The organism is Domibacillus iocasae, assembly GCF_001750285.1.
Classification (GTDB): Bacteria; Bacillota; Bacilli; order Bacillales; family Domibacillaceae; genus Domibacillus; species Domibacillus iocasae.
The window spans coordinates 1-12,691 of sequence record NZ_MAMP01000020.1 but is presented as its reverse complement, the minus strand read 5'-3'; the positions used below and the strand labels follow the sequence as shown (position 1 = coordinate 12,691).

Below are 12,691 nucleotides of genomic sequence, written 5' to 3'. Positions count from 1 at the left end.
CAAAAATGGAAGAAATATTTCAAAAATTAACAGAGCGGCTGCTTCAAAAAAACAGCCGCTTGTCTGTTGCGCGTGCACGCACTTGGGTCGAGCTTTTGTGGGAAGATTTTGAAACGACTTATGCAAAAGCAGGCCGCGATTATCGTGGGAAAGAACTTACCGAAAAAATGGTTACACAGCTGATTGACAGTTACGGAACAAAGCTGCATGAATTTGCGGCCCGCAACCCGAAATATAAACATTTGCTTGATGATTCAAATGATGTGTCTCATTAATCACCAGGTAAAAAGGTGAGTTTTTTGCGCAGCTTTTCTTCGCTGAAAATCCAGCCGGTATACGAACCGATAATGTTATAGTCCAAATCAAGCTGAACGACCGCGACAAATGGATAATATTCTTTGCTGCGATAGCGAAGATCGATGAACTTCACTTCGTAGCAGTCATTGTATTCAGCCATTTCCCACCGATAAACAGGAGAAAAGTGAAGGAAGGCGTCCAGATTTTTGTCTCTTTTCGCTGTTTCAAACAAAACAGATTCCGGCACAGGGACACGTTTGTATTTATCCAAAATGGTTACGGAACGCCGGTAGCCCCTCGCTACATAAAAATATTCAGGTGACTTTACGGCGATGCGCCATTGGTTAAAGCGAATCGTCGGTGCGATAATAATTTCTTCCGCATCGGGAATAAGCCGGCGGACGGAATGACGGATGGCCGCCTGCATTTGAAAGCGGAGAACATAATAAATAAACAGGATCGCATAAACGATTATAAAAGTAAATGATGGATCAAAACCAGCAAGCCACCAAAGCAGCAGTCCAATAATGTGCATCGTGAAAATAAATGAGTCAAACGTATTAATAACACCGAGCGCGACCCACCTTGATGAAAATGGACGGAGCGCCTGCGTGCCGTATGCATTAAAAATATCAACGAATACGTGCAGAAAAACAGCAATTTGTGACCAAAGCCAAAGGTGAAGGACATTGGCATCCGGAAAAATAAAAAACAATGCTCCAGTAATAAGCAGCGGCCATAGTATAACGGCTGGAATCGAATGTGTAGCGCCTCGATGATTTCGAATATAAACCGCATTATTGCGGAGTTTTAAAATCGTATCAATATCAGGTGCCAGCGAGCCAATCACAGCAGCCGTCATAACCGCATATTTTGTAGCGGGGTCTGCGGTAACAACCGGATCAAGGGTTGCCAGGCCGCCGAGAGCAAATCCCATGACAATATGAGTGCCTGTATCCAAATAGACAGCCTCCTTTACGAAAAGATCTCATCATCAATAGTATTCCCATTCTCAAGTCCATTGTAACATGCAGAAAGCGGAGGGAAAGAAATTTGCCGGAAAACAGCGCATTGCAGAAAATAAACATTAACAAATTCCAAAAAGATTTAGTCAGCTGGTATGAAGCAGAAAAGCGGGATCTGCCGTGGCGGCATGAACGTGATCCGTATAAAATTTGGGTATCAGAAATTATGCTTCAGCAAACACGTGTTGACACTGTGATTCCATATTTCAATCGGTTTATGGAACAATTTCCGACTGTTGAATCATTGGCGGGCGCCGATGAGGAAGCGGTCATGAAAGCGTGGGAAGGGCTCGGCTATTACTCACGTGTCCGCAACTTGCAGTCAGCGGTTAAGGAAGTAGCGGAAAGCTATGGTGGAGTAGTGCCGGCTGACAAGGATGAATTTTTATCATTAAAAGGAGTCGGTCCATACACGGGCGGAGCGGTTTTAAGCATCGCTTACGGGCTGCCTGAGCCGGCTGTAGACGGTAATGTCATGCGTGTCATGTCACGTATCTTAACAATTTGGGATGACATTGCGAAACCATCAGCCCGTAAAATTTTTGAGCAGGCGGTTCGAAAAATAATGTATGAAGAAGACCCCTCTTCCTTTAATCAGGCGTTAATGGAGCTGGGCGCAACGATTTGCACACCAACATCTCCCGCTTGTCTGTTATGTCCGGTGCAAAATCATTGTCAGGCGTTTGAGGAAGGTATCCAGCGTGAGCTTCCCGTTAAAACAAAAAAGAAATCAGATAAAAAAATACGCATGGGTGCGGTTGTGCTCGAAGCGCCGGATGGAACAGTTTTAATTGAAAAACGCCCATCATCAGGGCTTTTAGCGAACTTATGGCAGTTCCCTAATATGGAACTGCCGACTGGAATAAATCCCCGGAGTGCGCTAGAAGCATATGTGGAAGCGGAATACGGTTTGAACGCTTGCATACAGCCGGAAAAAGCAACGGATATTATTCATATATTTTCCCATTTAACGTGGGAAATTGATGTCTATATTGGAACAATCGATGCAAAAACAGAAAAAGAACGGACGAAATTTGTTTCAAAAGAAGATCTGGAAACGTATGCTTTTTCTGTCTCTCATCAAAAAATTTGGCAGCATGTGAAAGGAATGGACAAATGAAAACAGCATTAGTAACAGGATCAAGCCGCGGAATTGGAAAAGCGATCGCGATTGCATTGGCTAAAAAAGGGTATGATATTGTCGTCAATTATGCCCGCAGCAAAACAGCGGCAGAAGCTACCGCGAAAGAGATTGAAGCGCTTGGCCGCCGGGCGCTCGTTGTGAAAGCAAATGTTGGCGATACGTCTAAGATTAAGGCGATGTTTGAGGCAATTGATCAAGAATTTGGCCGTCTGGATGTTTTTATTAACAACGCTGCTTCCGGCGTGCAGCGTCCGATTATGGAACTTGAAGAAAAACATTGGAACTGGACGATGGATATTAACAGCAAGGCACTCCTGTTTTGTGCACAGGAAGCGGCTAAATTAATGGAAAAGTCAGGGGGCGGAGCTATTATCAGCATCAGTTCGCTCGGCTCAATCCGCTATTTAAAAAATTACACGGCGGTTGGCGTATCAAAAGCGGCTGTTGAAGCGTTGACTCGTTATTTGTCGGTAGAACTGGCTTCAAAGAATATCGTGGTCAATGCGGTATCAGGCGGGGCAGTCGACACGGATGCACTCAAGCACTTTTCCAATCGTGATGAAATGTTGGCTGATGCAAAAGAAAATACGCCGGCCGGCCGCATTGTTGAAATGGATGATATCGTTCAAACGGTGCTGTTTTTAGCGTCACCGGGTGCTTTTATGATCCGGGGACAAACGATTATCGTCGATGGAGGCCGGTCGTTGCTCGTTTAAATTTCCGCGAATAACATCCATCTTTTTCGGTCAATATAATCAGCGTGGAGAGCACAACACCACGAAGACAAAATAACCGTAGGGGTGAAAAAATGAACAACAACCGCAATAAAACAACAGCTGGCACAGACGTTAACCAAGTGAGACGACAAAACGCTGCATCCGCTCAAGGACAGCAGTATAAAACAGAGTTTGCTTCTGAAACAAATGCACAGGAAGTAAGACAGCAAAATGCAGCCTCTGAAGCGAACAAAAGAAATTCAACATCAAATCAAAATCGATAATATGAAAACAAAATGAAGCCCCGGCGCTTAGCCGGGGCTTCATTTTGTTTTCATTTGAGCTGTTAATCGTTATAATAGAAGATGAACGTTTTACCGTGCGTGTAAAAAGGGAAGATAAACAACATGTGACGCTGGAAAGTAGGGGACAACAATGGAGATTCCTGCAGAAGGTGAATCGGTGCAGATTCACAGCTATAAGCATAATGGCCACATTCATCGGGTGTGGGAAGAAACAGTTGTCGTAAAAGCAACTGAAAATATTGTTATTGGTGGAAACGATCGGACAATTGTAACAGAATCAGACGGACGGACATGGGTGACACGCGAGCCGGCAATCTGTTACTTTCACACACGTAAATGGTTTAATGTAATTGGCATGCTTCGTGCAGACGGTATCCATTACTATTGCAATATTAGTTCACCATTCGTGTTTGACCAGGGCGCGCTCAAGTATATTGATTATGATCTTGACGTAAAGGTTTTTCCGGATATGACGTATATTTTACTTGATGAAGACGAGTACCGACAGCATAGCCATGAGATGAACTATCCGGAAGTCATTGATAAAATTTTGCGGCGTAATATGGATTATCTGCTTCAATTGATTGAACAGCAGAAAGGCCCATTTTCACCCGGATTTATCGAGCGCTGGTATGGGAAATACTCACAGCTATGTCGCTGAAGGCCTGTTGAAGTGTTCAACAGGTTTTTTCGTTGTGGAAAGAAGGGGGATAAGAGATGGGCGTTATTAAACGATACATGCAATTTGTTAAGCCGTACAGGTGGCAGATTGCCGGCACGTTATTGATCGGGATTGTGAAATTTGGAATTCCGCTTTTGCTGCCAATATTGATCAAGTACGTTATTGATGACATCATTGGTGGCTCAATGAGTGCGGCAGATAAAAAAGAACAGCTCTACTGGTTAATCGGGCTTATGCTTATTTTATTCGTTATCGTCCGATATCCGGTTGAATATTACCGGCAATACTTTGCTCAGTGGACAGGCAGTAAAATTTTATATGACATCCGTGATCGCCTGTTTGCACACATTCAGCAGCTCAGCTTTAAGTATTATGCCAATACGCGCGCAGGTGAAGTGATCTCGCGTGTGATCAACGACGTGGAGCAAACGAAAAACTTTGTCATTACCGGGCTGATGAATGTCTGGCTTGATGCGGCAACCATTGTCATTGCTGCTGCGATTATGATGACAATGGACGTGAAATTAACACTTGTGGCACTTGTGGTGTTTCCGTTTTACGCACTGAGCGTCAAATACTTTTTTGGTAATTTGCGCCGTTTGACCCGCGTCCGTTCACAGGCTCTTGCCGAAGTGCAGAGTCACTTGCATGAACGTGTCCAAGGAATGCCGGTTATTAAAAGTTTTGCCATTGAACCGGTCGAACAGGAACGTTTTCGAACACATAATAAAAATTTCCTGCAAAAAGCACTGGACCAGACAGCGTGGAACGCAAAAGCATTTGCCGTCGTCAATACAATGACCGATATCGCACCGCTTTTAGTCATTGGTTATGCCGGTATCCAAGTTATTGACGGGAACTTAACCGTCGGGACAATGGCGGCGTTTATTGCGTACATTGATCGTTTGTACAATCCGCTGCGCCGTCTTGTTAATTCATCGACGACGTTAACGCAGGCGGTCGCTTCCATGGACCGCGTGTTTGAGCTCCTTGATGAAAAATACGATATAACCGATAAACCGGAAGCGGTTGAATGCCGTGATGTAAAAGGGGACATTATATTTGACCACGTTCATTTTCGTTATGATGAAGGAGAAGAACGGGTGCTTAAAGATGTTGATTTGCATGTAAAAGCAGGAGAAACGGTTGCGCTCGTCGGGATGAGCGGCGGTGGCAAGTCGTCACTTGTCAGCTTAATTCCACGTTTTTACGATGTAACAGATGGACGGATTTTGCTTGATGGCACCGACATCCGTGATTTTAACGTCCGCTCATTACGCGATAAAATCGGTATGGTGCTGCAGGACAACATTTTGTTCAGCGATTCGGTTCGGGAAAATATTTTGCTTGGCCGCCCAGGCGGGACGGATGAAGAAGTGATCGAAGCAGCCAAAGCAGCGAACGCACATGACTTTATTATGGCGCTGCCGAACGGTTATGAAACAAAAGTCGGCGAGCGGGGTGTCAAATTGTCCGGCGGTCAGAAGCAGCGCGTGGCCATTGCCCGTGTATTCCTGAAAAATCCGCCAATCCTTATTTTGGACGAAGCGACATCAGCACTCGATTTAGAAAGTGAGCATCTAATTCAGGAAGCGATTGAAGCGCTGGCGAAAACAAGAACGACTTTTATCGTCGCCCACCGCTTATCCACTATTACTCATGCAGACCGAATTGTGCTGATTGAGCATGGCAAAGTAGTAGAAGATGGATCACATGAAGAATTGATGAAAAAACAAGGCGGCTACTGGAAACTGTTTCAAGTACAACAATTAGATCAATAATAGAAAGTCCTTCATCGTATCAGCGTGAGCATAAACAGATGTATTCAAAAAAAGGCGGTCCCGTCAAAGTCAGTTATTTCTGGCTTTGGACGGACCGCCTTTTTCTTATTCTTCTTCGTATTCAGGAGCTTCATCATCTTTATGATATTTGTAAAAGCTGGTCATCAGGTGGTCTAAGTGCTCCAGTTTTTCTCCATATTCCAAAATCGATGATACGATGTGGAGAAGGTGAATGGAGGATGTAAGTTCTTCTTTGTTTTCTTTATAGATCTCATCTGTAAACATATGCATAAATTCATCTCGGTTCATGCACGGCTCAAACAACTCTTCAGATGTTTCTGTCGTTTTCGCTTTGCCGACAAACCGGAGAAGCAAATGCTCATGGTAGCTGACAAGGCAGTCAAGGTGGTCCTGCATTGTCCGTAACAGCTCCGGATTTAAATGGTGGAGTTCATTCTCGTACTGATTGAGGCGCTGTAAAATGTCCATGCTGCGCCGGGTCGTTAAAATCAGTTTACGGTACAGGACCGTTTTTCGCTGCTTCGCCCGAAGGTTTTTCTTCAGCGGTGTCCGGTCTTCTTTATATAGCAAAAACATATTATCGATCTTGATAAGTTTTTCACGCTGCCTGCTTATATCTTTTTTTAATAAATGGGATTCTGATGCGTTCCTGGATGTGATTCGGATCCACTTTAATACGTCTTCGCTTAATTGATTAAGGGAAGAAAATAATTTTGTTTCGTATTTGGGTGGTAAAAAAACAAGATTTACAATGAATGAGGACAAAACCCCGATTGAAATATTAAACATACGGATCATTGAAAATTGAACAAACTGGTCGTTCTGCACTTCCATAATCGCAATAATGGTTACAAGGGCGATGCTGATTGATTTCTCAAGCTTAAACTTAAGTAAAATAATAATGGCGATAATCGCGGCGAGGCCGACAATAATAATGTGGTTTCCAAAAACAAGTACGAAAAGAATCGCGATTGTTGCACCGACGATATTCGCCTGAATTTGTTCTACCACTGTTAAATAGGAACGGTAAATATTTGGCTGAATGGCAAAAACAGCCGCGATTCCGGCAAAGACCGGCGATGGCAGCCCAAGCCACTGTGCAATATAAAGAGCTAAAACGATGGCAATTCCCGTTTTAAAAATGCGGGCACCAAGCTTCATTTGATAGGTAAGTCCTTTCTAAAAATAAATTATATTGATACGTGTTTACCGCAAATCTCTTCGAGTCAAACAAACTGTACTATACAACGGAACAGAAGGCATTGCAAGTGACAGAAAAATGAAAAAGAAACGCCTTGGAAATGAAGGCGTTTCTTAAACAGGATGTTTTGGCTTCTTCGTTGCTCACAGGACGTGAGCGCTTTTAGAAGAATGTTATCTTAGTGAAGCGAATGCTTCTTCAGCGGCGCGGATGGTTTTTTGAATATCTTCTTCTGTATGGGCAGTCGTTAAAAACCAAGCTTCATATTTTGATGGAGCTAAATTAATACCGCGATGCAGCATTTCTTTAAAGAATCTTGCAAAAAGCTCGCCATCTGTTGCTTCTGCCTGGTCGTAGTTGACGACTTTTTGATCGGTAAAGTAAATCGTTAAGGCGCCTTTTAGGCGATTAATAGTAACCGGAATTTTTGCTTTAGCTGCTGCCTTTAAAAGGCCGTCTTCAAGCAGCGCGCCTAAATGATCAAGCTGCTCATAAATGCCTTCTTTTTCGATTACCTCCAAACAGGCAAGGCCAGACAGCATCGAAGCGGGGTTCCCTGCCATTGTTCCTGCTTGATAAGCAGGACCAAGAGGCGCTACTTCTTCCATAACATCCGCGCGGCCGCCATAAGCACCGATTGGCAGGCCGCCGCCGATGATCTTGCCAAGAGCCGTTAAGTCTGGTGTCACGCCAAGTAAATCCTGGGCGCCGCCGTACATAAAGCGGAAAGCAGAAATCACTTCATCAAAAATAAGGAGTGCACCAGCGTTATGAGTAAGTCGTTTCACCTCTTCTAGAAAGCCTGGTTTTGGCTCAACAATGCCGAAGTTGCCGACGATCGGTTCAATCATAACGGCTGCGACATTATCGCCCCATTTTTCAAGCGCTTCTTTTAACGGTTCTGTTTCATTAAACGGAACTGTGATCACTTCCTGAGCAATGCTTTTCGGCACGCCAGCTGAATCTGGTGTCCCAAGAGTGGAAGGGCCGCTTCCTGCCGCGACGAGAACAAGGTCTGAATGGCCGTGATAACACCCGGCGAATTTAATGATTTTATCCCGCTTTGTATAAGCCCGTGCAACACGAATCGTTGTCATGACCGCTTCGGTGCCGCTGTTCACGAAGCGGACTTTATCCAGGGCTGGCATTGCTTTTTTCAGCTTTTTGGCAAACATCACTTCATGCTCGGTCGGCGTACCGAATAACACCCCGTTTTGCGCCGCTTTTGTAATTGCCTCTGTAATATGAGGATGCGCATGCCCGGTAATAATCGGCCCGTATGCGGCTAAATAGTCAATGTATTGATTCCCATCTATATCCCAAAAGTATGCTCCCTCTCCGCGCGCCATGGCAATAGGTGCTCCTCCGCCAACTGCCTTATAAGAACGGGACGGGCTGTTGACACCGCCGACAATATGTTCGAGCGCTTCTTGATGGAGCGCATCAGATTTTGCAAAATTCATAATGAAAAGCCTCCTGAGTTGTTTTTCTGTTTCATTGTAGACCTCTTCAGAAAAGGAATCAACGAATCGTTCATTAGTTGCCAATTTCAGCCCGATTCGATACGCTAAAAGAAAAAGGGGGAATTCGAGTGGAAGATTTAACTGGAAAGCCGGCACCGATTTTTACATTGCCGGATCAAGAGGGAAAACAGGTGAATATTGCGGACTTTAAAGGGAAGAATATTGTTCTTTATTTTTACCCGAAGGATATGACACCGGGCTGCACAACAGAAGCATGTGATTTCCGGGACCAAAACAGCGTATTTTCTGCGTACAATACGGTTATTATCGGCATCAGTCCGGATTCGGCTACGCGCCATCAAAAATTTATTGAGAAACATAGATTACCTTTTACATTGCTTGCTGATGAAGAACAAACAGCGGCAAAACTGTACGGCGTCTGGACGCTGAAAAAGAACTTCGGCAAAGAATATATGGGCATTGAACGCTCGACTTTTTTAATTAATAAAGAAGGCATTATCACAAAAGAATGGCGGAAAGTTCGCGTAAAAGGACATGTAGAAGAAACGCTTGAAGCAGTAAAAGCGTTAGGTTAAGGGGGAACTTCATTGAACATCGTATTTACATTTCGCCCGCCGCGGGATATTCAAGCGGATCTTCAGAAAAAATTCCCAAACGAAACATTTTCGTTTTATAAGCAATTGGATGAAGCCCAATCGCTCCTTGAAGCGGAGATTTTGGTGACATTCGGGAGTGATCTCACAGAAGAGCGTATTCATGAGTGCGAGTCTCTTAAATGGATTATGGTGGCTTCGGCTGGTATTGAAGAAATGCCGCTTCAGGCTATCAGAGACCGGGATATCCTTGTCACAAATGCCCGTGGTATACATAAGATTCCAATGGCGGAATTTACTCTTGGTTTTATGCTGAATCATGTAAAGCGATTTGCAGAACTGCATACGCTTGAACAGTCCGAAACGTGGAATAAGGAGCTGCCACTGCAGGAATTGGCCGGAAAAGAAGTGGCGATTCTTGGAACAGGAGCGATCGGCCAAGAGATTGCCCGGCTCGCAAAAGCATTCCAGATGGCGACAACGGGTGTTAATAAAAGCGGCCGTCATGTTGAAGAATTTGATCAAATTTTTACGATTCATGAACTTGATTCGGCTGTTCGTGGGGCGGACTTTATTGTATCAGTTTTGCCGAGTACGCCAGAAACGATTAATCTGCTGCAGCAAGAGCACTTTGAGGCGATGAAAAATACGGCTGCCTTTATCAACATTGGGCGGGGTGACCTAGTCTCAGAACTCGTTTTGCTTTCAGCTATTAATGATGAAGAAATTGCCCATGCGTATTTAGACGTATTCACGGTAGAACCGCTTCCTGAAGCCCATCCATTTTGGCGTCATCCGGCTATAACGGTTACGCCGCACATTTCCAGTGTCACAAAGCAATACGTTCCAAGGGCAATGGAGATTTTCGAACATAATCTTCGCTGCTTTATCGACGGCGGAGATTATGCAAATGTCATTGATGTGACGAAAGGATATTAAACCGGCGCTAAGCCGGTTTTTCTTTTCCATTGACAATTATAATCATTTGCGAGTACACTGTTTATAAAGATTACAAAGTAATAATCCTTTTCAGAAAGAAAAGAGGTGTATGTCCTTGTCACACACACATGTCCATGAATCCCATGATCAGTTGAAAGATGCGCTTGATACACTGAAACAAACCGGTGTCCGTATTACTCCTCAACGCCATGCGATTCTTGAATTTCTCGTCGAGTCGATGACGCACCCGACTGCTGATGACATTTATAAAGCGCTTGAAGGAAAGTTTCCAAATATGAGTGTTGCCACTGTGTACAATAATTTACGCGTATTCCGTGAAGTGGGTCTCGTAAAAGAATTAACTTATGGTGATACATCAAGCCGCTTTGATTTCGTTACAACAGAGCATTACCACGTGATTTGCGAAACGTGCGGCAAGATTGTTGACTTCCATTATCCAGGTCTTGATGAAGTCGAGCAGCTTGCAGCACATGTAACAGGCTTTAAAATTAGTCATCACCGCATGGAAATATACGGTACATGCGCAGAGTGCAACCATAAAGATTTACACTAAAACCTCCATCGTCCTTTTAGGATGGAGGTTTTTTTTCTAGTTATCAAGGCTTTTTTTCTGATTATACTTTTCATCGAATTCTTTTCCTTCCAAAGAAGGGTCCAGCGTAAGCGGCTCGTTGCAGTACATGCACATGTCGACTCGTCCAAGCACTTTTGTCGGCTTCCCACAGTTTGGACAAACAACCTGTACCGCTCTGGTCGACAGCATGCCGATCCAGAAATACACAACTGTACTGGCCACAATGCATAGAAGGCCAAGCAGCATGAAGATCGTCATGACGAGGAAGTTTTCACGGAAGAAAATACCACCGTACATTACAACAAATCCAATAAAAATAAGGCTTAACGCAAATGTACGGATTTTATTAATTTTGCTTGAATATTTTTTTGCCATCGTTTTCATCCTCCCACTAAACACTATATCATACAATCTCTGTCTCCTTATGGCAGGAATTCGACATTTTATGTCGAAACTAAACAAAATGAAATTTAAACGTCTGGAGGAAAAGAAAGTGGAAGATCTGCTACGCCCCTTATATCAAGAACGAACAAGTCAGCAAAATACACTCGGTGTATTAGCCATACAGAAAAACGAACAAAATCGAGCGTTTACCGAAAACTTTGATTCCATTCTGCTTATCATTGTTAAAGAAGCGGAGGAAGCTGTTTTTATTAAACATTATGTGGACTGGAATGAAGAAACAGCTTCAATGTATATCGTGACAGAAGCGCAATTAAAGGAATGGCTTCTTTTAGGTACAAACCGAAAAGTCATTGAATGGCTTTATCATGGAAGGATTTTATTTGATCGAAATGAATACGTTCAAGAGCTGAAAACGGAAATGCGTGACTTTCCATTTTACGGCCGGAAAATTAAAATGACGATTGAATTTGCGAAATTAATTAAACGTTACACAGATGGGAAAGCATTTTTTAATGATGCTCACTTTTTAGACGCATATAATCACGTAATGCATTCATTGCACCATCTAGCCCGGCTTTCTGTTATTGAAAATGGGTTTTATCCAGAATTGACTGTCTGGAATCAAGTTCGCCACATTGAACCAGGCATTTATAAATTGTACGAAGAACTTTTAACAAGCGATGAGAATTTGCAAAAAAGACTGGAACTTCTTTTTTTAGCGAGTGAATTTTTAATTCATTCGCGGACTGAACGAGGAGCAGACCATTTACTGACACTGATGAAGGAAAAGGAATGGTGGAGTATCAGTGAATTGTTAAAACATGAAGAGGTAATGCATTATGCGGTAGATATTGTAACATTAATGGAATATTTGATTGATCGGCAGCTCGTTCATGTTGTTTCTGTTCAGACAAAAGGGCAGGGGATTTTCCATCGTCATTATCAAGTGAAAAAAGATTAATTATTTTTCAAGAAAATCATTGACTCAACATTAAATGTGATGTTATATTAATTAGCGTCGCTGTTAGGAGAAATTAAAACAGCCAAAAAGAAATTAAAAATAATCCTTGACGAATTTGATTCATCTTGGTATTATGAGAAAGTCGCTGTTTTAAGTTTTATAACGACGGCGCTGAGTTGTATTGAACATTGAAAACTGAACAAAATCAATAAAAACGTCAACGTTTTAATTTTTAACTTCTATTAAAAATACACCCCGTATTTTTAATAGAAACAAATGAGCAGTCAAACACTTTTTGGAGAGTTTGATCCTGGCTCAGGACGAACGCTGGCGGCGTGCCTAATACATGCAAGTCGAGCGGACAGAAGGGAGCTTGCTCCCGGAAGTCAGCGGCGGACGGGTGAGTAACACGTGGGCAACCTGCCCTGCAGATTGGGATAACTCCGGGAAACCGGGGCTAATACCGAATAACATTGGAAACCTCATGGCTTCCTTTTAAAAGGCGGCTTCGGCTGTCACTGCAGGATGGGCCCGCGGCGCAT

The 12,691-nt window shown here is 43.4% G+C and carries 14 protein-coding genes and 1 rRNA gene; 11 read left to right on the top strand and 4 right to left on the bottom strand.

All coding sequences use genetic code 11. The features are described 5' to 3' along the window. The first annotated feature begins 5 nt into the window (after nucleotides 1-5). On the top strand, nucleotides 6-275 hold the full coding sequence (locus BA724_RS07005) for a YfhJ family protein (RefSeq protein WP_069937953.1): 270 nt from the start codon (nucleotides 6-8) through the stop codon (nucleotides 273-275). On the opposite strand, the gene BA724_RS07000 is transcribed toward BA724_RS07005, so the two are convergent. Beyond that, nucleotides 272-1,258, bottom strand: coding sequence for a metal-dependent hydrolase (locus tag BA724_RS07000; protein WP_069937952.1), 987 nt, complete (start codon nucleotides 1,256-1,258; stop codon nucleotides 272-274). The two genes, BA724_RS07005 and BA724_RS07000, sit on opposite strands and share 4 nt — an antisense overlap. A gap of 92 nt (nucleotides 1,259-1,350) precedes the next feature. Here BA724_RS07000 and mutY point away from each other — a divergent pair, with 92 nt between their 5' ends. The 5 genes from mutY (at nucleotide 1,351) to BA724_RS06975 (ending at nucleotide 5,950) form a co-directional block, all read left to right on the top strand. Beyond that, nucleotides 1,351-2,442 carry an A/G-specific adenine glycosylase gene (gene mutY, locus BA724_RS06995; protein WP_083256126.1) on the top strand — a complete coding sequence of 364 codons (1,092 nt, stop codon included), beginning with the start codon at nucleotides 1,351-1,353 and terminating at the stop codon, nucleotides 2,440-2,442. Then, nucleotides 2,439-3,182 carry an enoyl-[acyl-carrier-protein] reductase FabL gene (fabL, locus tag BA724_RS06990; protein ID WP_069937950.1) on the top strand — a complete coding sequence of 248 codons (744 nt, stop codon included), beginning with the start codon at nucleotides 2,439-2,441 and terminating at the stop codon, nucleotides 3,180-3,182. The genes mutY and fabL overlap by 4 nt, the downstream gene beginning before the upstream one ends. A gap of 92 nt (nucleotides 3,183-3,274) precedes the next feature. Then, complete coding sequence (locus BA724_RS06985; protein WP_069937949.1) at nucleotides 3,275-3,466, top strand: gamma-type small acid-soluble spore protein; 192 nt, start codon at nucleotides 3,275-3,277, stop codon at nucleotides 3,464-3,466. Between the two features lie 151 nt (nucleotides 3,467-3,617). Then, nucleotides 3,618-4,148, top strand: a complete 531-nt coding sequence (gene ntdP, locus BA724_RS06980) for a nucleoside tri-diphosphate phosphatase (RefSeq protein WP_069937948.1) — start codon at nucleotides 3,618-3,620, stop codon at nucleotides 4,146-4,148. Between the two features lie 56 nt (nucleotides 4,149-4,204). Continuing rightward, a complete protein-coding gene (locus BA724_RS06975) occupies nucleotides 4,205-5,950 on the top strand; it encodes an ABC transporter ATP-binding protein (protein WP_069937947.1) in 1,746 nt (581 codons plus the stop codon). A gap of 105 nt (nucleotides 5,951-6,055) precedes the next feature. On the opposite strand, the gene BA724_RS06970 is transcribed toward BA724_RS06975, so the two are convergent. After that, nucleotides 6,056-7,132 (bottom strand): FUSC family protein, encoded by a 1,077-nt coding sequence (locus tag BA724_RS06970; protein ID WP_069937946.1) that lies wholly within the window; start codon nucleotides 7,130-7,132, stop codon nucleotides 6,056-6,058. 213 nt (nucleotides 7,133-7,345) lie between these two features. Further along, nucleotides 7,346-8,635 carry a glutamate-1-semialdehyde 2,1-aminomutase gene (locus BA724_RS06965; RefSeq protein ID WP_069937945.1) on the bottom strand — a complete coding sequence of 430 codons (1,290 nt, stop codon included), beginning with the start codon at nucleotides 8,633-8,635 and terminating at the stop codon, nucleotides 7,346-7,348. Between the two features lie 128 nt (nucleotides 8,636-8,763). Between BA724_RS06965 and bcp the strand changes: the two genes are divergently transcribed. The 3 genes from bcp (at nucleotide 8,764) to perR (ending at nucleotide 10,762) form a co-directional block, all read left to right on the top strand. Continuing rightward, nucleotides 8,764-9,231, top strand: coding sequence for a thioredoxin-dependent thiol peroxidase (gene bcp, locus BA724_RS06960; RefSeq protein WP_069937944.1), 468 nt, complete (start codon nucleotides 8,764-8,766; stop codon nucleotides 9,229-9,231). A 12-nt stretch (nucleotides 9,232-9,243) separates the two neighbouring features. Continuing rightward, on the top strand, nucleotides 9,244-10,188 hold the full coding sequence (locus tag BA724_RS06955) for a D-2-hydroxyacid dehydrogenase (protein WP_069937943.1): 945 nt from the start codon (nucleotides 9,244-9,246) through the stop codon (nucleotides 10,186-10,188). A 109-nt stretch (nucleotides 10,189-10,297) separates the two neighbouring features. Beyond that, the gene (perR, locus tag BA724_RS06950; RefSeq protein WP_069937942.1) at nucleotides 10,298-10,762 is read left to right on the top strand and encodes a peroxide-responsive transcriptional repressor PerR; all 465 of its coding nucleotides are present in this window, start codon (nucleotides 10,298-10,300) and stop codon (nucleotides 10,760-10,762) included. 36 nt (nucleotides 10,763-10,798) lie between these two features. On the opposite strand, the gene BA724_RS06945 is transcribed toward perR, so the two are convergent. Further along, nucleotides 10,799-11,158, bottom strand: a complete 360-nt coding sequence (locus BA724_RS06945) for a YgzB family protein (protein ID WP_069937941.1) — start codon at nucleotides 11,156-11,158, stop codon at nucleotides 10,799-10,801. Nucleotides 11,159-11,276: 118 nt separating this feature from the next. Between BA724_RS06945 and BA724_RS06940 the strand changes: the two genes are divergently transcribed. Beyond that, nucleotides 11,277-12,149 (top strand): nucleotidyltransferase-like protein, encoded by an 873-nt coding sequence (locus BA724_RS06940; RefSeq protein WP_069937940.1) that lies wholly within the window; start codon nucleotides 11,277-11,279, stop codon nucleotides 12,147-12,149. Nucleotides 12,150-12,441: 292 nt separating this feature from the next. Then, nucleotides 12,442-12,691, top strand: a 16S ribosomal RNA gene (locus BA724_RS06935); the annotation flags it as partial.

Bases quoted from the DNA above. Each gene is read 5' to 3' on its own strand.
- BA724_RS07005 (WP_069937953.1), top strand. From the start codon at position 6: ATGGAAGAAATATTTCAAAAATTAACAGAGCGGCTGCTTCAAAAAAAC.
- fabL (WP_069937950.1), top strand. From the start codon at position 2,439: ATGAAAACAGCATTAGTAACAGGATCAAGCCGCGGAATTGGAAAAGCG.
- BA724_RS06985 (WP_069937949.1), top strand. From the start codon at position 3,275: ATGAACAACAACCGCAATAAAACAACAGCTGGCACAGACGTTAACCAA.
- ntdP (WP_069937948.1), top strand. From the start codon at position 3,618: ATGGAGATTCCTGCAGAAGGTGAATCGGTGCAGATTCACAGCTATAAG.
- BA724_RS06975 (WP_069937947.1), top strand. From the start codon at position 4,205: ATGGGCGTTATTAAACGATACATGCAATTTGTTAAGCCGTACAGGTGG.
- BA724_RS06970 (WP_069937946.1), bottom strand. From the start codon at position 7,132: ATGAAGCTTGGTGCCCGCATTTTTAAAACGGGAATTGCCATCGTTTTA.
- BA724_RS06965 (WP_069937945.1), bottom strand. From the start codon at position 8,635: ATGAATTTTGCAAAATCTGATGCGCTCCATCAAGAAGCGCTCGAACAT.
- perR (WP_069937942.1), top strand. From the start codon at position 10,298: ATGTCCTTGTCACACACACATGTCCATGAATCCCATGATCAGTTGAAA.
- BA724_RS06945 (WP_069937941.1), bottom strand. From the start codon at position 11,158: ATGGCAAAAAAATATTCAAGCAAAATTAATAAAATCCGTACATTTGCG.